This is a genomic window from Caproiciproducens faecalis (assembly GCF_019448085.1).
GTDB lineage: Bacteria > Bacillota > Clostridia > Oscillospirales > Acutalibacteraceae > Caproiciproducens > Caproiciproducens faecalis.
Genome location: NZ_JAGFNZ010000002.1, coordinates 231942 through 257375, shown reverse-complemented (window position 1 = coordinate 257375; position 25434 = coordinate 231942). Strand labels below are relative to the sequence as shown.

General features: G+C 50.9%; 25 protein-coding genes. 22 read left to right on the top strand and 3 right to left on the bottom strand.

Annotation, left to right across the window (positions count from 1 at the left end):
• Positions 1-2: 2 nt before the first annotated feature.
• From J5W02_RS05590 to thpR, 22 genes are all read left to right on the top strand, one after another.
• Positions 3-1301: a sensor histidine kinase gene (locus tag J5W02_RS05590; protein ID WP_219964695.1), complete on the top strand. Its 1299-nt coding sequence runs from the start codon at positions 3-5 to the stop codon at positions 1299-1301.
• On the top strand, positions 1302-2342 hold the full coding sequence (locus tag J5W02_RS05585) for a response regulator transcription factor (RefSeq protein WP_219964694.1): 1041 nt from the start codon (positions 1302-1304) through the stop codon (positions 2340-2342).
• Positions 2339-3541 (top strand): methionine adenosyltransferase, encoded by a 1203-nt coding sequence (gene metK, locus J5W02_RS05580; RefSeq protein WP_219964693.1) that lies wholly within the window; start codon positions 2339-2341, stop codon positions 3539-3541. Before J5W02_RS05585 ends, metK begins: the two co-directional genes overlap by 4 nt.
• A gap of 152 nt (positions 3542-3693) precedes the next feature.
• On the top strand, positions 3694-4350 hold the full coding sequence (locus J5W02_RS05575; RefSeq protein WP_219964692.1) for a phosphate propanoyltransferase: 657 nt from the start codon (positions 3694-3696) through the stop codon (positions 4348-4350).
• A gap of 87 nt (positions 4351-4437) precedes the next feature.
• Positions 4438-5898 carry an aldehyde dehydrogenase family protein gene (locus tag J5W02_RS05570; RefSeq protein WP_219964691.1) on the top strand — a complete coding sequence of 487 codons (1461 nt, stop codon included), beginning with the start codon at positions 4438-4440 and terminating at the stop codon, positions 5896-5898.
• A 434-nt stretch (positions 5899-6332) separates the two neighbouring features.
• Positions 6333-7154: an ethanolamine utilization protein EutJ gene (eutJ, locus tag J5W02_RS05565; protein WP_219964690.1), complete on the top strand. Its 822-nt coding sequence runs from the start codon at positions 6333-6335 to the stop codon at positions 7152-7154.
• Between the two features lie 15 nt (positions 7155-7169).
• Complete coding sequence (locus tag J5W02_RS05560) at positions 7170-7826, top strand: hypothetical protein (RefSeq protein WP_219964689.1); 657 nt, start codon at positions 7170-7172, stop codon at positions 7824-7826.
• 14 nt (positions 7827-7840) lie between these two features.
• Positions 7841-9220: a 4Fe-4S dicluster domain-containing protein gene (locus tag J5W02_RS05555; protein ID WP_407928358.1), complete on the top strand. Its 1380-nt coding sequence runs from the start codon at positions 7841-7843 to the stop codon at positions 9218-9220.
• A 5-nt stretch (positions 9221-9225) separates the two neighbouring features.
• On the top strand, positions 9226-9765 hold the full coding sequence (locus J5W02_RS05550; RefSeq protein WP_219964688.1) for a BMC domain-containing protein: 540 nt from the start codon (positions 9226-9228) through the stop codon (positions 9763-9765).
• Positions 9766-10202: 437 nt separating this feature from the next.
• Positions 10203-10973, top strand: coding sequence for an IclR family transcriptional regulator (locus J5W02_RS05545; RefSeq protein WP_219964687.1), 771 nt, complete (start codon positions 10203-10205; stop codon positions 10971-10973).
• A gap of 116 nt (positions 10974-11089) precedes the next feature.
• Positions 11090-11887, top strand: coding sequence for a beta/alpha barrel domain-containing protein (locus tag J5W02_RS05540; protein WP_219964686.1), 798 nt, complete (start codon positions 11090-11092; stop codon positions 11885-11887).
• Between the two features lie 29 nt (positions 11888-11916).
• Positions 11917-12831 carry a molybdopterin-binding protein gene (locus J5W02_RS05535; RefSeq protein WP_219964685.1) on the top strand — a complete coding sequence of 305 codons (915 nt, stop codon included), beginning with the start codon at positions 11917-11919 and terminating at the stop codon, positions 12829-12831.
• Positions 12832-12847: 16 nt separating this feature from the next.
• Positions 12848-13621: a 2-keto-4-pentenoate hydratase gene (locus J5W02_RS05530; protein WP_219964684.1), complete on the top strand. Its 774-nt coding sequence runs from the start codon at positions 12848-12850 to the stop codon at positions 13619-13621.
• A 21-nt stretch (positions 13622-13642) separates the two neighbouring features.
• Complete coding sequence (locus tag J5W02_RS05525; RefSeq protein ID WP_219964683.1) at positions 13643-14512, top strand: acetaldehyde dehydrogenase (acetylating); 870 nt, start codon at positions 13643-13645, stop codon at positions 14510-14512.
• Positions 14513-14517: 5 nt separating this feature from the next.
• On the top strand, positions 14518-15531 hold the full coding sequence (gene dmpG / locus J5W02_RS05520; RefSeq protein ID WP_219964682.1) for a 4-hydroxy-2-oxovalerate aldolase: 1014 nt from the start codon (positions 14518-14520) through the stop codon (positions 15529-15531).
• Between the two features lie 126 nt (positions 15532-15657).
• Positions 15658-16278 carry a 4Fe-4S binding protein gene (locus J5W02_RS05515; RefSeq protein WP_219964681.1) on the top strand — a complete coding sequence of 207 codons (621 nt, stop codon included), beginning with the start codon at positions 15658-15660 and terminating at the stop codon, positions 16276-16278.
• On the top strand, positions 16275-17738 hold the full coding sequence (locus J5W02_RS05510) for a hypothetical protein (RefSeq protein WP_219964680.1): 1464 nt from the start codon (positions 16275-16277) through the stop codon (positions 17736-17738). Before J5W02_RS05515 ends, J5W02_RS05510 begins: the two co-directional genes overlap by 4 nt.
• A 26-nt stretch (positions 17739-17764) precedes the next feature.
• Positions 17765-19015, top strand: coding sequence for a benzoate/H(+) symporter BenE family transporter (locus J5W02_RS05505; protein ID WP_219964679.1), 1251 nt, complete (start codon positions 17765-17767; stop codon positions 19013-19015).
• Between the two features lie 91 nt (positions 19016-19106).
• Positions 19107-20231 (top strand): M24 family metallopeptidase, encoded by a 1125-nt coding sequence (locus J5W02_RS05500; RefSeq protein WP_219964678.1) that lies wholly within the window; start codon positions 19107-19109, stop codon positions 20229-20231.
• Positions 20222-20650 carry a DUF3842 family protein gene (locus J5W02_RS05495; RefSeq protein ID WP_219964677.1) on the top strand — a complete coding sequence of 143 codons (429 nt, stop codon included), beginning with the start codon at positions 20222-20224 and terminating at the stop codon, positions 20648-20650. The genes J5W02_RS05500 and J5W02_RS05495 overlap by 10 nt, the downstream gene beginning before the upstream one ends.
• 166 nt (positions 20651-20816) lie before the next feature.
• Positions 20817-21098: a DUF503 domain-containing protein gene (locus J5W02_RS05490; protein ID WP_219964676.1), complete on the top strand. Its 282-nt coding sequence runs from the start codon at positions 20817-20819 to the stop codon at positions 21096-21098.
• Between the two features lie 6 nt (positions 21099-21104).
• The gene (thpR, locus tag J5W02_RS05485; RefSeq protein ID WP_219964675.1) at positions 21105-21650 is read left to right on the top strand and encodes an RNA 2',3'-cyclic phosphodiesterase; all 546 of its coding nucleotides are present in this window, start codon (positions 21105-21107) and stop codon (positions 21648-21650) included.
• 4 nt (positions 21651-21654) lie between these two features.
• Here thpR and J5W02_RS05480 read toward each other — a convergent pair whose 3' ends face one another.
• The 3 genes from J5W02_RS05480 to feoB all read right to left on the bottom strand — a co-directional run bounded on the left by J5W02_RS05480 (position 21655) and on the right by feoB (position 25379).
• The gene (locus J5W02_RS05480) at positions 21655-22926 is read right to left on the bottom strand and encodes an Nramp family divalent metal transporter (RefSeq protein ID WP_219964674.1); all 1272 of its coding nucleotides are present in this window, start codon (positions 22924-22926) and stop codon (positions 21655-21657) included.
• Between the two features lie 139 nt (positions 22927-23065).
• Positions 23066-23224 (bottom strand): FeoB-associated Cys-rich membrane protein, encoded by a 159-nt coding sequence (locus J5W02_RS05475; protein WP_219964673.1) that lies wholly within the window; start codon positions 23222-23224, stop codon positions 23066-23068.
• 13 nt (positions 23225-23237) lie between these two features.
• Positions 23238-25379, bottom strand: coding sequence for a ferrous iron transport protein B (feoB, locus tag J5W02_RS05470; protein ID WP_219964672.1), 2142 nt, complete (start codon positions 25377-25379; stop codon positions 23238-23240).
• Positions 25380-25434 lie beyond the last annotated feature (55 nt).

Sequence of the window (25434 nt, the reverse complement as noted above, 5' to 3'; positions counted from 1 at the left end):
CCATGGATGAATTCTTAAATGCCAAGATCAAAGATTTGGTGCAGGACGAAGACAGCGTGTTCAACAACTTCGATATCAATCATCTGTTTGGAAAAGAAAAGTTGGAAAATATCCAAGAAAAGATTTCCAAAGCCACTGGACTGGCCTTTGTTACGGTTGATTTCAAAGGAGAACCGGTGACGGAACTGACCTCTTTTACTAAATTTTGCCGGGAAATCAGGCGAAACGAAGGAGAAAAACGGCTTTGTTGGTCATCCGACGCGTTTGGGGCGATACAGGCCGCGGTAACGCAGAAAACTTCGGTTTATTTCTGTCCCTGCGGACTGATGGAGGTTGCCATTCCCATTATTGTGCGGGGGCATTACCTCGGAGGGTTTATCGGGGGTCAGATCAGGTGCAACGACGCCCCGGAAAATATCGTCCGACTGGAAACCGTGATGCACCACGCGGAAGATTACAAGATCAGCAAAAGCGATCTGTTCAATGAAATACTGGAAATGAAGTATCAGCAGTTTGTCAATATAGCGGATCTGATTTCTATGATTATCAACCAGCTCGGTGAAAAGGAACTGTCAAGGCTGATGCTCAAGGAGTCCCTGAACAAGGAAATGGACAGCTTGAGTGAAAAGAAAAAGAGGATGGAATTGGAGTACAGCCTGAAAAATGCCGAGTTGACCGCGCTGCAGTCCCAGATGAATCCCTCGTTCCTGTTTCGGTGCCTGAACTCCATTTCCAACCTGGCGGTCATTGAGGACGCGCCGAAGACCAATGAAATGGTGACGCTGTTTGCGGAGTTCCTGCGTTATAATCTGAATAATCAGAAAAATGCCATTACCATTGCGGAAGAGATGGAAAACATTGAACGGTACCTGAAAATACAGAAGGTGCGGTTGGGTGACCGGCTGAACTACTCCATAGAGATTGCGGAGAATATACATATGCAGCGGATTCCGAACTTTATTGTGCTTCCCTTTGTGGAAAAGGCGGTCTTTTACGGCATCGACCAGAAACGGGAGGGCGGTTCCGTGCACATCTCGGTTTTTTACCTGAACAGCGACGTGGTCATCTCTGTGGAGGACAGCGGGCTGGGGATGAGCGAGGAAAAAATTTTGCAGAGGTTCAAATCCTATAAGGATGGCGGTTATGAAGGAGATGCCATAGAGACGGGAATCTCCAGTATCAGACAGAGGCTGATTAGTTCCTTTGGGCCGCAGTACGACGTTGTGATGGAGTACAGCGAGAAGAGCGGAACAAAATGCCTGATTAAGTATCCAAAAAACTTTGACGAAAAGGTACTGTAAATGTATCGTGTAATGATTGCTGACGATGAAGAATTGATGAGAGAAGCCATGCGGATTATGGTATCCAAGATGGATGGCTTTACTGTCGTGTGCTCTGTTGACAACGGAGAAGATGCCGTGGAGGTTTGCAGAACGGAAAATATCGACATTGTCTTTATGGATATTATGATGCCGGGAATCTCCGGAATTGAAGCGAGCAGGCAAATTTATAACAACAACCATAATATTACGATTTATATCGTTTCCGCTTATAACAATTTTGAGTTTGCACGCGAAGCTTTGAAAGCGGAAGTAAAAGAATACATCAGCAAGCCGGTGACTTGGGGAACCGTCGAAGCGCTGCTCAACAATTATTCGGATACCCATAAAAAATACGGGAAGCAGACAGATTCCCTTTTCTCTATCCTCAAAGAAAAAGACTTCAAAAAAATGTACTATCAGGTTCCTCAGATTGTGGATGAGATTTATTCCGGCGTGGGCAATGACACTGAGCAGCTGAAAGCCGCGTTTATGAAGTTGGGGCAGAGTCTGATTAATCTGCTCGAATGGCTGAATGAAGGGAAGACAAAGTGTGAAGAACTGTTCCCAATGACAGAGGTTCTGATTTCCGAAAAAAAGAGTTTGGAATTATGGCTGTTCAATGTCATGAATTACCTATTCCAGCAGATCAGCATTAAAAAATACAAGGTGCTGGAATGTGTATTTCATTACATTGACGAAAACATTAAAAAAGACATCGGCCTGAACCAGATTGTTGACAACTGCAATATCAGTCAGGGCTACCTGAGCCGGATTTTTATGCAGCAGATGAACGTGAGCGTCATTGAATATTTACATATGAGAAAGCTTACTTTGGCAAAAGCATATTTTTGCTTTACCGACCTGAACATTATTGATGTTGCGTTCCGCCTTGGCTACAACGAAAGCAGCTATTTCAGCAAGGTTTTCAAAAAATATGAACATGTGACGGTGTTCCAGTATAAAAAAGCGCTGGCACTGGAACAGGAACGCATTGAGAACAAGGTAGGGAAGATAGAATGAAGGAGTATTTGGTAACATCGGAATCGGTTACGGAAGGCCATCCGGATAAAATATGCGACCAGATTTCAGACGGAATATTGGACGCGTATCTGGAGCAGGACCCGGAATCCCGGGTCGCGGTGGAGACCATGATTTCCCCCAATACGATTATGATTGCGGGCGAGGTGACGTCCAAAGCAAAAGTGGATGTTCCCGGCGTGGCGAGGGAAATTGTGAAAAAGATAGGCTACACGCAGCCCTGTACCGGCTTCGACTGCCAAAACGCCATGGTTTTGACCAACATTACCTCCCAGTCGCCGGATATTGCCCGCGGTGTGGATTCCTCATTGGAGGACGGCTCCTGCGGAAAAAAGGTTTTCGGCGCGGGGGATCAGGGAATGATGTACGGTTATGCCTGCGATGAAACGGAACACTACATGCCGATAACCATCGATTTGGCACACCGGCTGGTCATGAAGCTTGCACAGGTCAGAAAAGACGGAACCGTTCCCTGGCTGTACCCGGACGGCAAGAGCCAGGTAACCATGAAATACAGCGAAGAGGGGAAGCCCCTCTGTCTTACAGGGATTGTAATATCCGCGCAGCACAGCGCGGAAGTAGACCGCGAAACTGTCTGCAACACCATTTTACAGAAAGTGATCCAAAGCGAGGTAGACCCCAAATGGATGAACAGCGAAACCAAAATCTACATTAATCAGACAGGCCGCTTTGTGATCGGCGGGCCGGCGGCGGACGTGGGGCTGACCGGGCGCAAAATTATGGTTGATACCTACGGTGGAGTCGGTAAGCACGGCGGAGGCGCCTTTTCCGGGAAGGATCCGACAAAGGTGGACCGCTCCGCAGCCTATATGGCCCGGTACGCGGCGAAGAATATTGTTGCCGCAAAGCTGGCCGCAAAGTGCGAAGTGTCGCTGGCTTACGCAATCGGCATGGCCGATCCCGTGGCCGTAACCGTCAATACCTTCGGCACAGAGAAAATCAGCAGAGAATGCATAGATGCCGCGGTGAGAGAGACATTTTCCTTCTCCGTGGCCGATATTTTAGAGCAGCTAAATCTGAAAAAGCCGCAGTTTTTACGAACCGCGGCGTATGGACACTTTGGGCGGGAAGACCAGGATTTCCAGTGGGAAAAGCTAGACAAAGTGCAGCTGCTGCAGGAAAAAGCAATTCAATCGGTCGCCGGACTGATTTGTAATTGAACCGAGGTCGATTTCTTAATTCTTGAACTCTCGTTCCAAAGGAGGCTTACCTTGTGATGAAGTACGTTCCGCCCAATCAAAACAACCGAAGATCGGCAGAATGCGGCTGAAAAGGGAACCGGCAGATCAAGCAAAAGGTGGCTGATACAAAGATGCAAACGAATGTCCTTGAAGGGATTGTAAGATTAGTCATTCAAAAAATGCAGGATTTGGAAAATTATAAAATTCCAATTGGCGTGTCAAACCGCCATGTGCATCTTACCCAAAGCGATTTGGAAAAATTATTTGGCCCGGGCTACGAGCTGACCAACATGAAAACGCTGAAACAGCCCGGTCAGTTTGCGGCAAAGGAAACGGTCAATATACGAGGTCCGAAAGGCGAATTTCAAAATGTCCGCATTCTGGGCCCGCTCAGAAAAGCCAGCCAGATCGAAATTTCTTTGGCCGACGGGTTTCGTCTGGGAGTAAAGGCTCCCATCCGGGAATCGGGTAAGCTGAACAATACCCCGGGGCTGGAGGTAATCGGGCCCAATGGGAGTATTACGCTGCCCTGCGGTACCATTGTGGCGCTCAGGCATGTTCATATGACTCCGGAACAGGCGGCAAAGATGGGTGTCGAGGATAAGGAAATCGTGGAAGTGGAAACCTGCGGAGAGCGCAGGTGCATTTTGGGAAATGTTCTTGTGCGGGTTTCCGAAAACTTTTCGCTGGAAATGCATGTGGATATGGATGAGGCAAACGCGTGCGCGTTAAAAAATGATGACTTCGTCATTCTGCGAAAGATCAAAAGTCCGAATCCTTCCGATTAGGCGGATAATCCGGTTGGCTTTTCGCAGACGGATGGAGGAGAATGATGTCCATTATTATGCTATTGATGAATAAGGGGTGGAAAATTGATGGATATAGATGCAAACTTAATTGAAAAAATGGTCAAACAAGTCCTGAATGAAATTGACGCCGGCAAGGCCAAAGCAGAAAAAACCACCGCGCCGGAAGTGAAAAACGAGAACAGGAACAGTGCTTCTTATGGGATTTTTAATACCATGGAAGAGGCAATCGATGCCTGCGACGCCGCCCAGAAGCAGTACCTGTTTTGCTCCATGGCAGAAAGGCAGAAATATGTTCAGACTTTAAGGAACGTGGTTCTTAAACAGGAAAATCTGGAACTGATCTCCCGGCTGGCCGTGGAAGAAACCGGCATGGGAAATTACCCTCATAAATTAATCAAGAACCGGCTTGCCGCGGAAAAATCGCCCGGAATCGAGGATTTGGAAACAGAGGCACTGTCCGGGGACGACGGCCTTACCCTTGTGGAGTATTGTCCGTTCGGCGTCATCGGCGCAATCACGCCCGCGACCAATCCTACGGAAACCATTATCTGCAATTCCATAGGGATGCTTGCGGCCGGAAACTCGATTGTGTTCAGCCCGCACCCAAGGGCGAAAGACGTTACCATCAAGCTGATTACCATGATTAACAAGGCGCTGGAAGAAGCCGGCGCTCCCCAAAATCTGATTGTGACCGTTGTGGAGCCATCCATTGAGAATACCAATGTCATGATGAAACACCCGAAAGTCAGAATGCTGGTCGCCACGGGCGGCCCGGCTATTGTTAAGCTTGTCATGTCCACCGGGAAAAAGGCCATCGGCGCCGGCGCGGGAAACCCGCCCGTTGTGGTCGACGAAACCGCGGATATTAAAAAAGCGGCGATTGATATTATCAACGGCTGCAGCTTTGACAACAACCTTCCCTGCATCGCGGAAAAAGAGGTCATTGCGGTCGATTCCATCACCGATGAGCTGATCCGCAACATGAAGGAAAACGGCGCGTATCAGGTTACCGATCCCGCCGTGATTCAGAAGCTGGCGGATCTGGTCAGGAAGGAAGGCGGCGGGCCAAAAACATCCTTTGTCGGTAAGAGCGCCGTTTATATTCTTGAGAAAATCGGGATTCAGGCCGGGCCGGAGGTCAGGGTTATCATCATGGAAACGCCGAAGGATCATCCGTTTGTGATGGAGGAACTGATGATGCCGATTCTGCCGATTGTTCGGACCAGAAATGTAGACGAGGCAATCGACCTTGCGCTGATTGCGGAAAGAGGCAACCGCCACACGGCCATGATGCACTCCAAGAATGTCGATAAACTGACCAAGATGGCAAAACTCCTGCAGACCACGATCTTTGTCAAGAACGCCCCGTCCTACGCGGGCATCGGCGTGGGCGGAGAAGGCCACACCACCTTTACCATTGCGGGGCCGACCGGCGAGGGTCTGACCAGCGCGAAATCCTTCTGCAGAAAACGCAGATGTGTTTTGTCGGACGCGTTTCATATCAGAGATTTTTCCAAGGGATTATAAATCAGGTAGTCGATAAAGTCGCGCAACCGCAAAATTGTAAAACAATTTTGCTTACTGCGTTGGCTACGCTTGCAAATTTCGGTCACATACAACAAGTATGCTCCTTCATTTGCGGTGCTTGCCAACCCTTTTGCCGCTTCGCGGCATTTCCCCTGATAAGGGAAGCATGTCTTGCACGATTTCTCGACGCCTGACAGTTTTTCGACACTCTCATAAATAACAACCCAACACGGAATTTAAAATTTGCTGAAGCGGGATTCGTCTCACCGGGAAACAGGTCACTTATACAATCCGTTGGGGGCCGCGGCGTTCGGTTGGAAGCTGCGGCCCCCAACTGCAGAGAAAACCTGTTCCGCTGTAATGCGTTTCAGGAGTCTGACCGGTGAGAGCAGTTTTAAATGAGAAGCATCAAAAAGCGAAAAGGCGGACTGTATATGATGGATTTAAACAGAGTGGACAGCTATATGGCGCGGGTAGAGGAATCGGAGGCCAAAACCTTTCAGCCCGTTGGCGGAAAACTGAAGGTCGGCGTCGACCTTGGCACCGCGTACATCGTGCTTGTTGTTCTGGACGAAGAAAACAACCCTGTTGCGTGTGAAAAGCAGGCCGCGCGGGTGTTAAGAGACGGCGTGGTCGTGGATTATCTCGGCGCGCAGCGGATTGTAAAAGAGTTGAAAGCAAAACTGGAGGAACGTCTGGGCAGGGAGCTTAATCACTGCGCAATTGCCATGCCCGCGGGGACTCAGTCCAGTACCAGAACCCATGTTTATGTGGCGGAAGGCGCGGGGCTGGAGGTCGTCAATGTGCTCGATGAGCCGACAGCAGCCAATTCCGTCTTCCAGATCAGCGACGGTGTGGTGGTAGACATCGGCGGCGGGACGACCGGGCTTGCCATCTTCAAGGACGGCAAGGTAGCGGAGATTGAAGACGAACCGACGGGTGGAACTCATTTAACGCTGGTTTTGGCGGGAAATATGCATATTTCCTTTGATGAGGCTGAACAGATTAAATTGGACTACGCACGCCACAGTGAAATCTTTCCGGTAATCAAGGCCGTACTGGAAAAAATGGCCGCAATTGTCAACAAGTATATCAAAAAGGACAGTACCCAGGCAATCTATCTTTGCGGCGGGACCTGCTGCATGACGAATATTGAAAAGGTGTTTGAAAAGGAGACGGGGATTGAAACCATCAAACCCCATTATCCGTTCCTGATTACTCCGGCGGGAATCGCGATGAACTGTGAAAGCCGGTAGAAGATAGGAGGAGCTATGGACATTCAGGGGGGAAACCGTACAAAGCCGGGTCTTCTGATTCTGACGCAGAAGCATGACCACAGCACCGGCTGCCATCGGATACTGGAAAGCGGTCGTTTGGCGGCGCAGTATCGGACGGAGTGCGCTTTAAAGGGTGAATACGGCTGTTCTGTGGATGATTTTTCAGTGGTCATCCTTTTTAACCTGACCAATGACATGTTGGTTCGCATTGCCGCAGGAACGGAGGATACTCCGTACTCCAAAGCGGCGGTTCAGGCTATTTTAAAGGGGAAAACCCTTTTTGCGGTTGAAGAAGGAGTCGAACTGTTCGACTATAAAAGGACTGCTCCGGCTGTTTACTACAACATGATGATGGAAAAGGTCAATTTTCTCAAAGAATCGGGTGTCATTTTCTGCCCGCTGAACCGGCTGGAAGACAGCGTGCTGGGTGAAAAGACGGACACGGAGCCTGTCGAAGGACCGACAGAGAAACAAAGTCTGCCGCCGGTACGACACGAAAAGCCCAAGCGGGAAATTGTAACGGCAAGGGATCTGGCTCTGCTTAACAATGACAATATTTCGGCGATCCGCGTTGCGGCCGACAGTATCATCTCTTCCGAAGCGTGGGACTACGCCCGCGTGAACGGGATGCAGATCATCCGGGAAAAGTGAAATGATGGATTGGAATGTTTATTGAGGACGGTGATACCATGAATCTTACAGAGGCAATCAAGGCCGCCGGAGTGGTGGGCGCGGGCGGCGCGGGTTTTCCCACCCATGTGAAGCTTTCCGCGAAAGCGGACTGTTTTATCATCAACGCCGCCGAGTGCGAGCCGCTGATTGAAACGGACAAATATATCTCCCGTACTTATCCCGACAGGATTGTCGAGGCTGCGCAGGCCGTTTCCGCCCATTTGGGCGCAAAGAGAACGGTCATTGCCCTGAAAAAGAAATATACGGCGGAAATTGCCGCGCTGAAAGGCGCGATTGAAAAAGCGGGTGCACCGATTGAGCTGTTTGAAATGCCCGCTTTTTATCCTGCGGGTGACGAACAGATCATGGTGCATCTGGTCTGCGGAAAATCCGTCCCGGAACGGGGAATTCCGCTGGATGTAGGAACGGTCGTAGACAATGTGGGGACGATGCTGAATATTTATGATGCGCTGCAGGGCAGACCGGTAACGGATAAATATCTGTCCGTTGTGGGGGAGGTCAGGGAACCGATTCTTCTCCATGTGCCGGTGGGGACTCCTGTCACTGAGTGCATCGACAAAGCACAGCCGACCGTTTCGGATTACGACGTCATTCTGGGCGGACCTATGATGGGCAAAGTGTTTACGGACCCCGTTCAGATCAGTGGGCTGAGTGTTACCAAGACGACGGGGAATATTATCGTCCTGCCGAAAGATCATTACCTGATCCGCCGGGCGACCATGCCGCTCCACCGCATTCGGCTGCAGGCAAAAAGCGCCTGTGTGCAGTGCAGGATGTGCACGAGCCTTTGCCCCCGGAATCTGATCGGCCACAATATGAAGCCGCATCTGGTAATGCGCAGCCTGTTCCGCGAACCCTTTATCACCGACAATGAAGAATATAAAAAGGCTTTCGGTACGGCGATGAACTGCTCGGAATGCGGCGTCTGCGAAATGTTTTCCTGCCCCATGGGACTGTCGCCCAGAAAGGTGAATATTTACCTGAAGGGCCAGCTCAGGGAGCGCGGGATTAAAGTGGAGCAGAACAGAAACCCGGTTCCCGCAGAGGGCGCTCAGTACGGCCAGGTGCCAACCGGAAGGCTGGCGGCTCGGCTGAACATTATGGATTATTACCGGCTTCATGCGAAGGAATGCTGTGAGCTTGCTCCGGAAAAGGTATGGATTCCTTTTCAGCAGCATATTGGGAAACCGGCTGTTCCGGTCAAACAGGTCAATGACCGCGTTGCAAAGGGAGAACTGCTGGCAGCGGCGGCACCGGACGGGTTGTCGGCCAATATCCACGCGAGCATAGCCGGGGTAATAGAAAAAATTGACGGAGCCGGCGCAGTCATCCGTCGGGACGGGGAGGAGTGAAAAGCATGGGCAATGCAATCGGTATGGTCGAATTTACCAGTATCGCCAGAGGAATTGAAACAAGTGACTATATGATTAAGGCCGCGAACGTGGAACTGCTGAAATCGTCCACCGTCTGCCCCGGCAAGTACATTGTGCTGATTGGGGGAACAACCGGCGATGTCAAGGTTTCCATGTCCGTAGGGGAGAAATACGGCGGAGAGTATCTCGTCGATACCCTGATGATTCCGAACATTCACTCCCAGCTGATTCCAGCAATCTGTTTGACGAATCAGGTGGAAAACCCGGGGGCGGTCGGCGTTTTGGAGTTTTACTCCATTGCTTCGGCAATCACAGCCGGGGATGTGGCGGCAAAAGCGGCCAATATTACCCTGATTGAAATCAAAATCGGTTATTCTATCGGCGGGAAAGGCGTAGTTGTTTTGACCGGAGACGTAGGGGCTGTGCTCACCGCCGTGGAAGCTGCAAAAAAGCAGTGTGAACTTCTGCTGCAGACAACGGTGATTCCCAAACCATCTCCCAAGCTTTACGAAACGCTGCTCTAGTTTAGGAATCTTCTGCGCTTTCATAAAACAAACAACATCCTTTTTTATTCTTTCAAAACTTGAATCCATATTTGTGTCAAGGACACAAAAGGCTGCCTGCATTGCACTTCAGGAAATCCTGCCGGCTGACGGCGGACCGATGGTGTGCTGCGGGCGGCTTTTAATTTTCGGTATATTTTTAATATTTTATACAAATAGTAAATATCAAAAGGAAGATATGGCTATTTTCTACATCAGAATAGAAGCGAACGTCTGGCGTTTAGTGATATTGCCTAAAAAATAGAAGCAACTATTTCGGTATTGACGAAATTGATTCTGTGATACAGAATACGATTGACATTTGCGGATTCTTATCCTAAAATAGAAGCATCCGAAAGACTGTTTTTTAACGGTCTGCAATGGATACGATGATAACGTTTTAAGAGAGGAATTTTGCGATGACAGGCGAAACTGGCGTCCTTGTACAGTCTGTAGTCCGTGCACTGGATATTCTGGAGTGCTTTGACGGGCAAATGGTTGAGCTTGGAATTTCCGAAATTTCAGATCAAATGAAATTAAGCAAGAGTACTGTTTACGGACTTGTGAATACCTTGGTAAGCAAGGGATACCTGGAACAGAATCTGCAGACAAAAAGGTACCGTTTAGGCATAAAGCTGTTTGAACTGGGCAGTTTGGTATATAAGCGCATAGATCTGCGCAACGAGGCAAAGCCGTTTTGTGAGGAACTTGTCTGCAAACACAACGCCACAGTCCATTTAGCCGCCCATTATGGGGATGAAATCGTCTATATTGATAAAGTGGACGCTCCCGGAGCAATGATCGTCTATTCCCAGACGGGCAAACGGGCACCGATACACTGTACAGGGGTGGGAAAAGCAATTCTTGCATTTTTGAGCGACGACACGCTGAAACGCCTTTTGGCAAAAGGAACTTTTGAAAAATACACGGAGCATACCATCACCTGTCCGGAAAATTTGAATGACGAATTGAATCATGTCCGCTCCTGCGGCTACGCGATTGACAACGAGGAAATCGAAACCGGCCTGCGCTGTGTGGCGGCCCCCATTTTCAATCATCTCAATCAGCCCATTGCCGCAATCAGCGTATCTGCTCCTACAGCACGGCTTCCTATGGAAAGCATTGCTGCCGTGGCAAAAGATGTACAGAACTGTGCAATGCAGATCTCTCAGAGGCTGGGATACAAATAATCCCGGTAAAAATTTTTTTGCAGAATATTATGAACGGCGTTCGTTAATAGCGAATGCTATTCTTTCTTTAGAATATATGAACAACGTTCGTCATTGACGAAAAGTGGAGGGAAATTATGGAAGATATCCGGGATATCATATTTCAAGAGATTGCCGGAAAAGAGTTCCGGGCATTATTGATTCCTGAGCGCGACGGGTGCCTTTCCGGCACGGAGGAAGCGCTGCGGCTGACAGAGGAAATCGGTGCGAAACTCAATCTGTTTTTGCATGAGGGAGACGATGTTAAGGCCGGGGAACCGATTGGCGAAGTTCTTGCTACCCCGAAAATTATGGCGATGGCGGAAGAAAGGGTAATCGGAACGCTTTCCAAGTTTTCCGGTATTGCCACTGCTTCCCGGAAGGCAGTCCGTTTGGCGCAGGGCAAAATACGGATTGTGTCCGGTTCCTGGAAAAAAATGCCCCCTGAAATCAAAAACGGGATTCGTCAGGCGATCGTCACGGGCGGCGCTTCCTTCCGTATCAGCAGTACGCCGATGGTTTATCTTGATAAGAACTATATCCGTATGCTCGGCTCCATTCCCGCCGCGCTGAACAGTGTGAGCGGCTGCACGGATTTGGCAAAGGTGATACAGATTAAGGGGAAAGAGCATTCCATTGAGGAAGAAACCGCGCAGGCGGTGGAAAACGGCTGCAGTATCCTGATGGTTGACACGGGTAACATAGAGGATGTGGTTCGCTGCACCAAAAAGGTGGAAGAAATGGGTATGAGCGGAAAACTGCAAATTGCCTTTGCCGGCGGTGTGAAGCTGGACAATATTCCGAAATTCATCAATTACGGGATAGATATGCTCTGTATTGGGAAAGAAATTGTTGATGCCCCGCTTCTGGACATCAAGATGGATGTTGAACTGTAAAAAATAGAGACGGAAAGAGGATTCTGAAGATGGGCTTGAATCTGCTGGAAAAAACCGAGCTTTGGGTCAACCATATCAAACTTGACCATGTGAACCTGACTTTGCTTGCCAAAACCGTGGCGGATGTGCTTGGGCTGGAAAGCAGCAAGGTGCTGGTGGTTGACGTTCGTCCGGATCATATTACGCTGGACATTATGGAAAACGATATTCCCACGGAAAACATTGTGGGCAAGGAGCGCGCATTGCTGGAGGCGCTTGCAAAGCTGGACGGCGTGCATCTGACTGAAGATTCCTGCATTCATTCCAACGGGATTCTCGGTTTGATCTGTCTGGAAGGGGAGAACCCCACCCAGATGAGCCAAAAGGTCGACAGCATGGTGGATGAAATGAGGGAACGCATTGCCAAGCGGGCAATTATCTTCCCGACCGGCTTTGAGCTGAAGCAGAATCTGATTGAAGATACCAACACCCCCTATCTGAAAGAGCTTTTGGAGTCCGAAGGCTACAAGGTGACTGTCGGGGACATTATTGAAGACGATCTGGATGATATGGAATATAAGCTGTCCGACGCGGTTTCCCGTGCGTTCGGGCTGATTATCACCACCGGCGGAGTCGGTGCGGAGGATAAGGATAAATCGGTCGAAAGTATGCTTAGAATCGACCCGCAGGCGGCAACTCCCTACATTGTGAAATTCCAGCAGGGTACCGGGCGTCACGTTAAGGACGGCGTGCGCATTGCGGTCGGAACGGTCGGGCCGTCCATGCTGGTGTCCTTCCCGGGGCCGAACGATGAAGTTCGTCTGGCGGCGGGAGTGCTGATAGATTGTCTGAAAAATCATGACAGCAAACAGGAAACCGCTCAGAAAATTGCCGCGGTGCTTGCGGAGAAGCTGATGAAAAAGCCGTTTCACCATGAACATCACGGATTCAATCATCATTCATAAAAAAGGAGTAAGATTCATGGACCGCAAAAAAGTTGCTCAGGATTTATTTGAAGCAGAAAAAGAATGCCGCCAGATTGCAATGCCGACGGTAACCAACCCGGGTATGACCGTGGAAGACGCCTATGCAATCCAGCTGGAAAACGTGGCGAAAAAAGTTGCCGCCGGTGAAAAGATCATCGGGATGAAAATCGGTCTTACCAGTAAGGGAATGCAGAATCTTCTGCATGTCAATGAGCCGGATTACGGCCATCTGACCGACAAAATGCTGGTTCTGGAGGGCGAAGCGTGCTCCATGGACGGGCTGATCCAGCCAAAGGTGGAGGGCGAGCTTGCCTTCTGCCTGAAAAAGACTCTGCGCGGCCCCGGCGTGACCGTTGCGGACGTTTACAATGCCACGGAGTATGTGGTGCCCGCAATTGAAATTGTAGACAGCCGGATCAAGGACTGGAAAATTACCCTTCCGGACACCATTGCGGACAACGGTTCCAGCGCGAAATTCATCATCGGCGGACGAATGACGCCCATTGCCGATGTGGATATGCGACTGACCGGCATGACGCTGGAAAAGAACGGCGAGCTTGTGAACAGCGGCACCTGTGCCGAGGTTCTTGGCAACCCCGCGGCTTCCGTCGCGTGGCTGGCAAATAAACTTTCTGCTTTTGACATTGAACTGAAAGAAGGAAATATTGTAATGGCGGGTGCATTGACCGCCGCACAACCGGCTGCAAAAGGAGACAGCTTTACTGTAAGTTTTTACGGCATGGGAAGTGTGACAGCCAAATTCAAATAACATTCTTGAAAGGAAATGAAAATGGAGAAAATTAAGGTAGGCATCATCGGCCCCGGCAATATCGGATCCGACCTGATGTATAAGGTTATGAAGAGCAAACATCTTCAAATGCATATGATGGCCGGTATTGTGGAATCCGAGGGCATCAAGAGAGCTGCGGGACTGGGCTTCAAAACATCCCTGAACGGTGTTGACGCGGTCGCCGCTGACCCCGATATTAAAATCGTATTTGACGCAACGAGCGCGAAAGCGCATTTACATAACGCGCCGATTCTGAAAGCGGCTGGAAAAATCGTCATGGATATGACCCCTGCGGCAGTGGGCCCGTATGTGGTTCCCTGTGTCAACCTGGATCATCTTGCCCATGTGGACAATTTCAACATGGTCACCTGCGGTGGTCAGGCAACGATTCCGATTGCCTACGCCATTGACAAGGTAGCGGATTCCTCCTATACGGAAATCGTCGCCTGTCTTTCTTCTAAGAGCGCAGGCCCCGGAACCCGCGCCAATATTGACGAATTTACCGAAACTACCAGAAAAGCCCTTGAAATTGTCGGCGGCGCGGACAAAGCGAAAGCGATTATTGTTCTGAATCCGGCTGATCCGCCGCTGATGATGACAAACACCATTTATTCCATTGTGAAAAATCCGGATGAGAAAAAGATCATGGAATCCGTTTACGAGTATGTCGAGAAGGTTCAGGCCTATGTGCCGGGCTATAAGCTCCGTGTTCCTCCGGTCATCGACGGAAACAAGGTTACCGTCATTGTTCAGGTCGAGGGCGCCGGCGACTTTTTGCCGAAGTACTCCGGAAATCTCGATATCATCAATCAGGCGGCAACCGCCGTTGCAGAAAAAGTAGCAGAAAATCTGCTGAGCAAGGAGGGCTAACCGCTATGGAAAAAAGAAAAATTAAAATTGTAGATACTACCCTGCGTGACGGAAGCCATGCAGTCAGCCACAGCTTTACGGTGGAACAGGCCACCGCAATCGCAGGAGGTCTGGACAAGGTCGGCGTGAGCCTGATCGAACTCAGCCACGGCGACGGCATTGCGGGCTCCTCCATCAACTACGGCATGTCCAAGGTTCCGGAGATGGAGCTGCTCAGAGCCGCCAGCAAAGTCGTGAAAAACGCAAAGCTGACCGTTCTGCTGCTTCCCGGCATCGGTACCATTGAAGACCTTCAGCAGGCAAAGGACAACGGCGCACAGGCTGTGCGTGTTGCCACCCATGTTACCGAAGCGGATATTGCCATTCAGCATATCAAATACGCAAAGAGCATCGGCATGATGGCCGTCGGCTTTCTGATGATGTCCCACATGGCTTCTCCCGAGAAAATCGTGGAACAGGCAAAAATCTTTGTCGACTGCGGCGCCGACTACATCAACCTTGCGGATTCCGCCGGACATATGGTGCCGGACGACGTGCGCGCAAGAATCAGCGCACTGAAGAATTCCATTGAGATTCCGATCGGATTCCATTCCCACAACAATCTGGGCCTTTCCGTCGCAAATTCCATTGCGGCTGTTGAAGAGGGCGCTTCTTATGTTGACGTTACCTGCCGCGGGCTGGGCGCCGGCGCCGGAAACACACAGAACGAAGTCCTGTGCGCGGTGCTTGACCGTCTTGGATACGACACCGGCGTTGATCTTTACGGCATCATGGATGTCGCGGAAGAGATTGTGGAACCGATCATGCAGCGTCCTCAGATTGTCAACACAGCTTCTCTGATGCTCGGTTACGCGGGCGTTTACTCCAGCTTCCTGCTTCACACCTACCGTGCGGCGGAAAAATTCCATCTGAATCCCCGCGATATTCTTGTCGAACTGGGCCGCCGTGGAATGGTTGGCGGACAGGAAGATATGATTATAGATGTTGCATTTGAGCTTTCTCAGCAGAAAACTCGGTAAAAGGAGATGAGAGCGACAAGCAGATAACTTCCAGAAGGAGGCAATTGATTGGATGAATCCACGCAGAACAAAATTGAAAAGGTCTGCAATCAAGAAAACAGCAACAGGAGAGGAGAGATTTAACGGATGAAAAGAGTTACTCTTTTAGCCGAAGTGCAGCAGGACGTGTGCCGTGGCTGCAAAGTGTGTGAAAAGGTTTGTCCTGTTTACGCCATTTCGGTAACCGACAGAAAAGCAAATGTGAAAGCGGACGCGTGCCGCGGATGTACCAACTGCGAATCCCGCTGCCCGTTCCACGCAATTAAAATGGTGAAGAGGGAAGAGCCGTTCACCATCGGAGTGGATGTTTCCAAATATGATTCCGGCAAAATCCGTGAATTGTGTGAAAAAGCACATCTGAATCCGGAACAGGTTATCTGCTACTGCGTAGGTGTTCGCGCCGAAGAAGTCGCGGCCGCCATTTTAGGAGGAGCAAAAACTCCCGATGAAATTTCTTCTTTGACGGGAATCCGCACCGGATGCACCATTGAGTGCATTCAGCCGCTGCTTCGTCTGGTTGAGGCCGCTGGAATTGAGCTGAAACGGGATGAAAGCGGATGGCAGTGGTACGGTGTAACCCCTACCGCGTGGACACTTCCCGAAGATGTTGTTCAGAAGTACAACAAGAGGGGCTTCTACTTTGAAGAAGACAAGGAACTGCTGGACCGCGTTGTGCACACCAATCCGGAAGGGGAGGAAACGAAATGAACTATACAGAAATGATGCATCAGCCTATTAAACCGATTTTACCGAAGCCTTCTCAGTACGGGATTGATCCGTCACTGGTGAAAACCCGTGTATCTGAAATGCCGGGAATGGTGTCCCTCTATCTGCGCGAGCTGTTTCCAGATCTTCCTCCCGTGCTGCTGCCGGGCGGACCGGACGCGATTCAGAATGTGCGCAAAGCGGCGGAAGAGTCCCTGATGAAGGTCGACATGAGCATGATTAAGCCGGAGCATTCCGTCAATGTACTGGCTTCTCACCACGGCTTTACCCTTTTCGGCGGCGAACCGTACGCAGAGCTGCTGAAAGCAATTAAGGACGTTGTGGAAAAGAGAACCGGATGCAAGGACATTCGCCTCCGCGCCGGCGTGGGCATGCGTTTCCGTGAGACCGAAGAGTACATCAAGCGCTACGGCCTTGACACTTACTACAACGGCAAGGCAATCGGCGTTGCTCCGATCGATGAAGGAATCCCGATTGAAACGGAAATCGGTACCCTTTACGGCATCAAGAAGGTCTACGATGCGGACTGGATCATCCACGCACATCATACCGATGTTCGTGAAGTGCATTTCCACAGACAGGTAGACAAGGCGGTGAAACCGTTCGGCATGTCCTACGCCCGGTGTGAGACCCGCAGCACCTACCATCAGAATCTGGGCCCCCGCGCGGCCAACTTTACGGCCCGTGCCATTTTTGAGTCTAAATTCGTACAGAGCAAATTTGCTTTTGCTGCTTTCCTGAACTGTGGACCGCACGGCGTCATCGGCGCGGACTGCGACAATGATCTCTATGCTTTGAACGACCGCGCAACCTTTGTCGGCTGCCAGCTGTACGGCAAGATCATGACTCTGTTCGGCGAAGTTGACAAGTGCATTGCGGTTCTCGACTTCCCCTGCCCGGTACCGTACGTTTTCTCCGCGGGCGTTATTTATGCTAACTTTACCGGCGCGAACACGGACCTTTACGACATGGAAAGCCCCCTGCCGCCGTACACCTGGTACACCGAAGCGTTCTACCGCAAAAACGGCCAGCCGCTTTTGGAAGATACCCCGCCGATGAACCCGGCCATTAAGATGTGCGTGCACAACTACGCCTGGACCGGCTATCCGTCAGAGTTCTTCTCCAAGAACATTCCGACCGTTGTTGTCGGCGAGGAACAGGGGAAACTGTTTGACACCGACTCCATGAACATTGGCTATATGGACTATGCGGTTACCGCAAGATCCACAGAACAGGCAATGCAGTTCGCTTACAATGTCACCGGCACGGACAAGGTTGTTATCTTCGACGGCGCCATGGGCGGCATGAACGTCAGCGAATCCCTTGCAAAGCTTCTGATCGACAAAGCACCGGAAGTCAGCGAAAGAGTTGACAATGTGCTGCTGCCGAAGTGGCTGAAGCAAAGAGGCGTGGATATTTCGATTCTAAATAAAAATAAATAAATTTGAGTATTGAGGAGAAATGATTTATGGCGTCTTCAAGTAAAGGACTGTCATTTTTTGAAAAGGGACCCGGCTTTGGTTCGGGAGTCTCCGATCTTGGTAGAAATCTGAACTCCAAGACAATCACCGCAGGTGTTGTCGCGGCAATTTTCGGATGCACCGGACCGGCGCTTGTTACCATTAAGGCCAGCACAACAGCGGGCTATACTACGGAGCAGACTGTTTCATGGCTTTTCGGCATCTATGTTTTAGGCGGTTTAATCAGCCTGGTTATGGGGCTCTACTACAAAATGCCGATCGTCGGCGCGTATTCCATTCCGGGCGCTTCCATGCTGGGCGCTGCTTTGACCGGCTTCACTTTTAATGAAGCCGCCGCATCCTTTATTATGGCCGGTGTTATCGTCCTTTTACTGGGCGTCACCGGACTGATGGGCAAAGTAATGAAATGGCTGCCGCTGCCCATTGTTATGGGCATGATCGCGGGCTGTATGCTGCGATTCGGTACGGGCATCGTGACTTCCACAGGGGATTCTCCGATTGTCTGCGGCGCAGCTCTGATCGGATTCTTCTTCGTACCAAAGATCATTAAGAAATTCCCCCCGGTGCTCGCGGCTCTGATTTTCGGCATTGTTGCCCTGTTGGCCACGGGCGGAATGGCAGCAAATGCGGTTGACCTCAAATACATACCTCCTCAAATTGTGATCCCCAAGTTCAACATGGCAACCGTTCTGTCTGTTTCCGTTCCGCTGGCCGCACTGGTAGTCGGCGCGGAAAACGCACAGGCTGTCGGCGTTTTGATGGCGCAGGGTTATAAAGCACCTGTCAATGGAATGACGATCATCAGCGGAATCGGCGGTATCCTTTCCGGTATGTTCGGCGCTCACAACGCAAATATCGCCGGCCCGATGACCGCAATCTGCTCTTCGGAAGAAGCGGGCGAAAACAAAGAAGGCCGCTATGCGGCAGGCGTTGTAAACGGCATTCTGTTTGCTGCTTTCGGCCTTTTCGCGAGCTTTGCCATGGCGTTTGTCAAGGCAATCCCCGCTTCCCTTATCAACGTCCTCGCGGGCGTTGCAATGATTAACGTGCTGATTAATGCGTTTCAGGATGGCTTTGGAACCAAGAAGTTCAGAATGGGTGCGTTTGCTTCACTGATTATCGGTGTCAGCGGCATCAGCATTCTCCATATCGGTTCTGCATTCTGGGCACTGGTAGGCGGCGTCATCGTTTCCCTCATCTGTGAAAAGATAGATTTTGATACTCAGGAAGCAAAATAATCAATGATCCTAAGTGAATAATAGTAATATTTAGTAAGGAGGGGGGCCGGTCACGCCCCCTTTCTGCCATTTAAAAGGGAGGAGCAGTGTAATGGAAGGAATTGTTGTAGGCAGAATTACCGCGCTGCAGCAGGAGCTGCAGAAAGCCGGTCTGGACGCAGCGGTCATTATGGACAGGGAAAACCTCATTTATTTTGCCAATGTGGATGACATTGAAGGAGGTTCCCTGATTATTCCGGCAAAAGGGGAGCCCAAAATGCTGTGCCTTTGGCTGGAAGCGCGCCATGTGCGTGACCAGTCGGGACTGGAAGTCGTCCCCTATTTTTTTCCAAAAGATAACGTCAGCCAGAAAACGGCGGATATGATTCTGGAGATGGGTATCAAAAATCCCAAAGTCGGCTTTACGCGTTATTTCATCAGCCTGAAGGACTACCAGTGCCTGCGCGACACCGTCCCCGGCATCTACTTCGGTGATATTGCCACCATTTGCTATAAAATCCGCTCTGTCAAATGTGAGCAGGAGATTGAGTATATCAAAAAGGCTGCGCAGTTTGTCTCCATCGGTATGCGGGCGGGAATAGAAGCCGTACACCCCGGGGTCAAGGAAACGGAAATCCTTGCGGAGGCGGAGTACGCCATGCGCAAGGCAGGTTCACAGGGCAGCACGTTCCGTATGCAGGTGCTGCGCCACGACCGTCAGCAACTGGTGCATCCCTACGCGGGCGATTATGTGATTGACAACAATCAGCCCGTGGTCATTCATCTGGGCGCGTCCTACAAGGGCTATGCCGCCAAAATGTGCCGTACGGTCTTTTTGGGCGACGTGGCGCCGGAATGTGTAGAAATCTATAAAATTCTCATGGAAGCACAGAATGTTGCTATGGAGGCAATCAAACCTGGCGCGGTTTCCGGCGAGATTTACGATAAGGTGTTCAAGATCGTCCATGACCACGGCTACGCCAGAATGTTCATGGATCATATCGGTTACGGTGTGGGAATCCGCCAGTCGGAGTTCTACCCGATTTTAGGGAAAGGCCTTGACCATGTGCTGGAAGAGAATATGGTGGTGGATGTCCTTCTGCCCACCCTCTACGACCCGAAATTCGGCGGCCCGCGCATCACGGACACGGTGCTGGTAAAGAATACGGGTGCCGTGGCGTTGACAAATCTGAACGAGGGCGCATCCAGCCCGTATGGAGAGATCATATGCAGATAGTGGTAATTGACGGTCAGGGCGGCGGTATGGGCAGAAGCATTGTGGAGCGGCTGAAGGAAACGCTTCCAGAAGCGGAAATCGTCGCGGTGGGTACCAACGCGCTGGCCACTTCTAATATGATGAAGGGCGGGGCGAACGCCGGCGCAACCGGCGAAAACGCGGTGGCTTACAACTGCGCACGCGCGGATGTAATTGTCGGTCCGCTCGGCATCATCCTGCCGAACGCAATGTACGGAGAGGTTACCCCGAAAATGGCGGTGGCGGTATCCGGCTGTTCGGCGGACAGGGTGTTTTTGATTCCTGCCGTGAAAAAGCACGTCCATATTATCGGAATACAGGAAAAAACCATTTCCCAATATATTGACGAAGCCATAGACGAGATTAAAAAACACTGCGGGAGCAGACCGTCCAACCGGTAAAAACCGTAGGAAAAAAGGTACCGAATCCTGGATTCGGTACCTTTTTTATGTTTCCCTGCGGGCAACTCCGTTTACTTTCCGCGCAACGCTGGGTATAATAAATAAAACAGCGCTTCCGTACTGAACGGCGCAATGAAAACGGCATAAAGAAATGAGGGAACGGCAGATGTTGATTGGAACAGCGCAGATTACGCTTTATGCACCGTGGGTGCATTCGCTGAAAGAAAAGCGGATGGTGGTGAACAGTATCCTTGCAAAGGTACAGAACCAATTTCATCTCTCCGCCGCTGAGGTGGACTGTCAGGATATTCATCAGACCATCGTAATCGGAATCGCCTGTGTGGCTGGTACCGCTGCGCTGGCGGACAGTGTGATTGACCATGCCGTGAATTTTATTGAAAGCAATACCGAAGCGGAAATAACAGAAGTACTGAAAGAAATCAGGTGAACAACAATGCGCCTTTTTATCGCGGTCAATTTTCAGGATGAAATCAAAGACAGCCTGTGCGATTGCATCGACAGGCTGAAAAAGGTTTCGGTACAAGGAAATTTTACCCGGCGTGAAAATTTACACCTGACGCTGGCTTTTCTGGGGGAGACCGACCAGGTTCCTTCGGCTCGGCGTGCCATGGACGCGGCGCAAGGACAGCCGTTTGAGCTGAGCTTTGGGGATTTCGGCCGCTTTTACCGCCGGGGAGGGGATATTTACTGGATTGGCGTAAAGCCGAACTCAGCACTGACAGCCCTGCAGAAGAGTCTGTGCGCCGAACTGCGCAGGGAAGGCTTTTCACTGGAAGCGCGGGAGTTCAAACCGCATCTGACTCTAGGCCGGGAAGTTCTGCCCGCCCCGGATTTTGACCGGGAAGCGTTTCGGCGGGCGATTCCTTCTATGCACATGATGGTGGAAAAAATCAGCCTGATGAAGTCCGAACGGCTGAACGGACGACTCACTTATACGGAGATTTATGCAAAACAATTGGGAAATAGCAAAAGCCCGTAAGGGATTACAGGAGCGTGTCAGCCAGTAAATAAAGATTTAAAGCGGTCACCGCGATTCCCACCGCCCACAGCAGAGTGTTGTGGAGCGGTGAATTTTTATATTCCCCCATCACCTTTTGGGAAGAGGTCAGGTATAGCTGCAGAAAAATGGTAATGGGAAGCTGGATGCTCAGCAGCATCTGTGAGATCAGCAGGCCGCTGAACGGGTCGCCAATAAACAGAATGGCCGCCATGGCGATAATCAGCGTTCCCAGCACCCCGATGCGGGTGTGCCTGTCACTGATACTGTAGGGCTCGCCGAACATCCCCGCAAGGATGCTGCCCCCGGTCATTCCGGCGGTAATCGACGAGGAGAATCCGGCGAAAAGCAGGGCGATGGCGAAGATCACCGCAGAAGCGTTTCCGATCAGCGGCGTCAGCAGCGTATGTGCCTGTGACAGCTCGTCCACCGCAATGTGCTGCTGAAAGAAGGTCGCGGCTGCCAGCAGAATCATCGCGCTGTTGATCGCCCAGCCTACGATCATGGAGAAAAGGGTATCCGTAAATTCATATTTCAGCTGCTTTTCCAAAACGGATTTGTCTTCCAGATTAAATTGTCTGCTCTGAATAATCTCCGAGTGTAAAAACAGATTATGCGGCATGACTACCGCGCCCAGTACGCTCATAATGATAAAGGCGGAGTTTTCCGGAAAAATCGGTGTTACCCAGCCCGCGGCCGCGGCGCTCCAGTCGATTTTTACCATGGTCAGCTCATACAAAAAGGAAAGACCGATGACGGAAACAAATCCGATGATAATCTTTTCAATCTTCTTATAGGAATTGCTGAAAAGCATTGCCGTGACCGCGGCAAAAACAATGAAGGAACCGGCCTTCACCGGAATATGAAACAGCATGTTAAGCGCAATGGCACCGCCCAGCAGCTCCGCAAGAGCGGTGGAGGCGCAGGCCAGCAGGGCGGTAATCAGCACGGGAATACTGATTTTTTTCTTCAAATGCCGGGTGGCGGCCTCCGCAAGGCAGTCGCCAGTGACAATTCCCAGATGAGCGACATTGTGCTGAAGAAGAATCAGCATAATGGTGGAGAGCGTAATGACCCACAGCAGCCCATAGCCGAAATCGGCGCCCGCGGCAATGTTGGTGGCCCAGTTGCCCGGGTCAATAAAGCCCACCGTGACCAGAAGCCCGGGGCCGATATATTTCAAAAGGCTCAACGAAATGTCAGGCCCCTTGTGATCCTTCGCGAAAAGCCGTTTGATATTTTCTGTTACTGCATTCATGAAGTACACCTGCCAAATTCTGTCATTCTACTACAGTATATCTGAAAACGGACGGTTTATCAATCCCCGATGGAACATACCTCCGATATCAGACTCTCATAAAGAAAGCGCAGGTTTTGAAACCTGCGCTTTCTGCTAATCAGGACTTATGAATTTTGTCCGTACCGGTGCAGTGCTCACAGTGACCGCTGCACCCTGAGCAGCCCACGCATTTTCCGGACTTATGCGCCTTAAACGTGTACCAGGCCGCCGCGGCCATCGCTGCAAAAACAATCGCCGATATAATAAATGTTGCCATAAAAATGCCTCCTTTAGGCTTCTAAGCGCGCTCCTTTTAAGGATTGCTCGCTTTTGGGTTTATAGCTGCGGAACATCAGATAAAGGATTCCGGCAAGAAGCAGAATCGCAATTGCCGTGCCGACACCGAACGCCTGACCCAGCACGAGTACGCTGCCAATCTGGTAAATCATAAAGGCAACCACATACGCCAGACCCGTCTGGTAGCCAAGGGCAATCAGTGTCCACTTCCAGCCGCCCATTTCACGCTTGATGGCGCCGATTGCGGCGAAGCAGGGAGCGCAGAGCAGGTTGAACACCATAAAGGACATTGCGCTTACTGTTGTAAACAGTGCGGCGAATTCGCCGATCATCGCGGGGTCGTCCTCGGCAGCGTCAGCAAGTCCGTACAGGACGCCGAAGGTACCGACCAGATTTTCTTTCGCGACCAGACCGGAAACGGTGGTTACCGCGGCCTGCCAGGTGCCGAAACCGAGCGGAGCAAAAATCGGGGCAATGAAATGACCGATGGAAGCGAGAATGCTCTGGTCCTGCTCGACCATCTGCATGCTCCAGGAGAAGTTGGAAAGGAACCAGATCAGGCCGCACGCTACGAAAATAACGGTACCGGCCTTGATGATAAAGGCTTTGCCGCGCTCCCACATATGAATGAGTACGCCCTTTGCGCCGGGAATATGGTACTGGGGCAGCTCCATGACAAACGGAGCGGGGTCGCCGACAAAAAGTCTGGTTTTCTTCAGGATGATGCCGGAGATAATGACCATGAGAATACCCATGAAGTACATGGCGGGGGCTACCCACGGAGAACCCGGGAAGAACGCGCCGCCCACCAGAGCGATCAGCGGAAGCTTGGCTCCGCAGGGAATGAACGTGGTGACCATAATGGTCATTTTCCGGTCCTTCTCATTTTCAATGGTGCGGGAGGCCATAATGCCCGGCACGCCGCAGCCGGAAGCAATGAGCAGCGGGATGAAGCTTTTTCCGGAAAGGCCGAACTTACGGAAAATTCTGTCCATAATGAACGCGACGCGCGCCATGTATCCGCAATCCTCCAGAATAGAGAGGAAGAAGAATAGAATGAACATCTGCGGTACAAAACCGAGCACCGCGCCCACGCCGCCGACAATCCCGTCAACAATCAGGCTGTTCAGCCATTCGGCCGCGCCCACTGCGGTCAGCCAGCTGCCGACTGCGGGCTGAACAATTTCGCCGAACAGGGTGTCGTTTGTCCAGTCGGTCACAATCGTGCCCAGCCAGGAAACGGAAACATAGTAAACAATAAACATGACCGCCGCAAAAATCGGGAGTGCCAGCCAACGGTTGGTGACAATACGGTCAATCTTGTCGGACACCGTCATGCCCGGATTCTTTTTGTGCAGACATTTGGTCACCAGCTTGCCAATGTAGTTGTAGCGCTCGTTGGTGATGATGCTTTCGGAATCGTCATCCGCTTCCGCTTCACAGGCGGCGATGGTTGCCTTAATCTGATCCTGTGCTTCCTTTGTAAAGTGGAGCTCCTCCAGAACCTTGGAGTCCCTTTCAAAGAGCTTTACCGCGTACCAGCGGGCGAATTCGGAGGGTACAAAGCTCCGGCTCAGGTTGCCGATTTCCTCAATCGCCTTTTCAACGGATGCGCCAAAGGAGTGCTGGGGAACCGTGCGGGTTTTTGTCTGTGCCATGGTGTATGCTTTTTCCGCAACTTCCTTCGAACCGATTCCCTTTACAGCAGCGGTTTCCACCACTTCGCAGCCGAGTGCTTCACTCAGCTTTTTTACGTTGATGACATCGCCCTTCTTCTTGACTACGTCCATCATGTTCAGCGCGATAATGACGGGAATACCGATCTCCACAAGCTGTGTGGTCAGGTACAGGTTGCGCTCCATATTGGAACCGTCAACCAGATTGATAATCACATCCGGATGCTCGTTAATAAGAAAGTTTCTGGTAACAACCTCTTCCAGAGTATAAGGGGAAAGGGAATAAATACCGGGCAGATCGACGATTGTGACATCCCGGTGACCCTTCAGTTTCCCTTCCTTTTTTTCTACGGTTACGCCTGGCCAGTTGCCGACATACTGCGAACTGCCTGTCAGGTCATTGAACATGGTCGTCTTGCCGCAGTTGGGGTTGCCGGCAAGCGCTATTTTAATAGACATTGTGCGTACCTCCTTCAAGATGATAGTTAGCAAAAGCTAACTTATTGGCATAAAA

Bases quoted from the DNA above. Each gene is read 5' to 3' on its own strand.
- J5W02_RS05590 (WP_219964695.1), top strand. From the start codon at position 3: ATGGATGAATTCTTAAATGCCAAGATCAAAGATTTGGTGCAGGACGAA.
- J5W02_RS05585 (WP_219964694.1), top strand. From the start codon at position 1,302: ATGTATCGTGTAATGATTGCTGACGATGAAGAATTGATGAGAGAAGCC.
- metK (WP_219964693.1), top strand. From the start codon at position 2,339: ATGAAGGAGTATTTGGTAACATCGGAATCGGTTACGGAAGGCCATCCG.
- J5W02_RS05575 (WP_219964692.1), top strand. From the start codon at position 3,694: ATGCAAACGAATGTCCTTGAAGGGATTGTAAGATTAGTCATTCAAAAA.
- J5W02_RS05570 (WP_219964691.1), top strand. From the start codon at position 4,438: ATGGATATAGATGCAAACTTAATTGAAAAAATGGTCAAACAAGTCCTG.
- eutJ (WP_219964690.1), top strand. From the start codon at position 6,333: ATGATGGATTTAAACAGAGTGGACAGCTATATGGCGCGGGTAGAGGAA.
- J5W02_RS05560 (WP_219964689.1), top strand. From the start codon at position 7,170: ATGGACATTCAGGGGGGAAACCGTACAAAGCCGGGTCTTCTGATTCTG.
- J5W02_RS05555 (WP_407928358.1), top strand. From the start codon at position 7,841: ATGTTTATTGAGGACGGTGATACCATGAATCTTACAGAGGCAATCAAG.
- J5W02_RS05550 (WP_219964688.1), top strand. From the start codon at position 9,226: ATGGGCAATGCAATCGGTATGGTCGAATTTACCAGTATCGCCAGAGGA.
- J5W02_RS05545 (WP_219964687.1), top strand. From the start codon at position 10,203: ATGACAGGCGAAACTGGCGTCCTTGTACAGTCTGTAGTCCGTGCACTG.
- J5W02_RS05540 (WP_219964686.1), top strand. From the start codon at position 11,090: ATGGAAGATATCCGGGATATCATATTTCAAGAGATTGCCGGAAAAGAG.
- J5W02_RS05535 (WP_219964685.1), top strand. From the start codon at position 11,917: ATGGGCTTGAATCTGCTGGAAAAAACCGAGCTTTGGGTCAACCATATC.
- J5W02_RS05530 (WP_219964684.1), top strand. From the start codon at position 12,848: ATGGACCGCAAAAAAGTTGCTCAGGATTTATTTGAAGCAGAAAAAGAA.
- J5W02_RS05525 (WP_219964683.1), top strand. From the start codon at position 13,643: ATGGAGAAAATTAAGGTAGGCATCATCGGCCCCGGCAATATCGGATCC.
- dmpG (WP_219964682.1), top strand. From the start codon at position 14,518: ATGGAAAAAAGAAAAATTAAAATTGTAGATACTACCCTGCGTGACGGA.
- J5W02_RS05515 (WP_219964681.1), top strand. From the start codon at position 15,658: ATGAAAAGAGTTACTCTTTTAGCCGAAGTGCAGCAGGACGTGTGCCGT.
- J5W02_RS05510 (WP_219964680.1), top strand. From the start codon at position 16,275: ATGAACTATACAGAAATGATGCATCAGCCTATTAAACCGATTTTACCG.
- J5W02_RS05505 (WP_219964679.1), top strand. From the start codon at position 17,765: ATGGCGTCTTCAAGTAAAGGACTGTCATTTTTTGAAAAGGGACCCGGC.
- J5W02_RS05500 (WP_219964678.1), top strand. From the start codon at position 19,107: ATGGAAGGAATTGTTGTAGGCAGAATTACCGCGCTGCAGCAGGAGCTG.
- J5W02_RS05495 (WP_219964677.1), top strand. From the start codon at position 20,222: ATGCAGATAGTGGTAATTGACGGTCAGGGCGGCGGTATGGGCAGAAGC.
- J5W02_RS05490 (WP_219964676.1), top strand. From the start codon at position 20,817: ATGTTGATTGGAACAGCGCAGATTACGCTTTATGCACCGTGGGTGCAT.
- thpR (WP_219964675.1), top strand. From the start codon at position 21,105: ATGCGCCTTTTTATCGCGGTCAATTTTCAGGATGAAATCAAAGACAGC.
- J5W02_RS05480 (WP_219964674.1), bottom strand. From the start codon at position 22,926: ATGAATGCAGTAACAGAAAATATCAAACGGCTTTTCGCGAAGGATCAC.
- J5W02_RS05475 (WP_219964673.1), bottom strand. From the start codon at position 23,224: ATGGCAACATTTATTATATCGGCGATTGTTTTTGCAGCGATGGCCGCG.
- feoB (WP_219964672.1), bottom strand. From the start codon at position 25,379: ATGTCTATTAAAATAGCGCTTGCCGGCAACCCCAACTGCGGCAAGACG.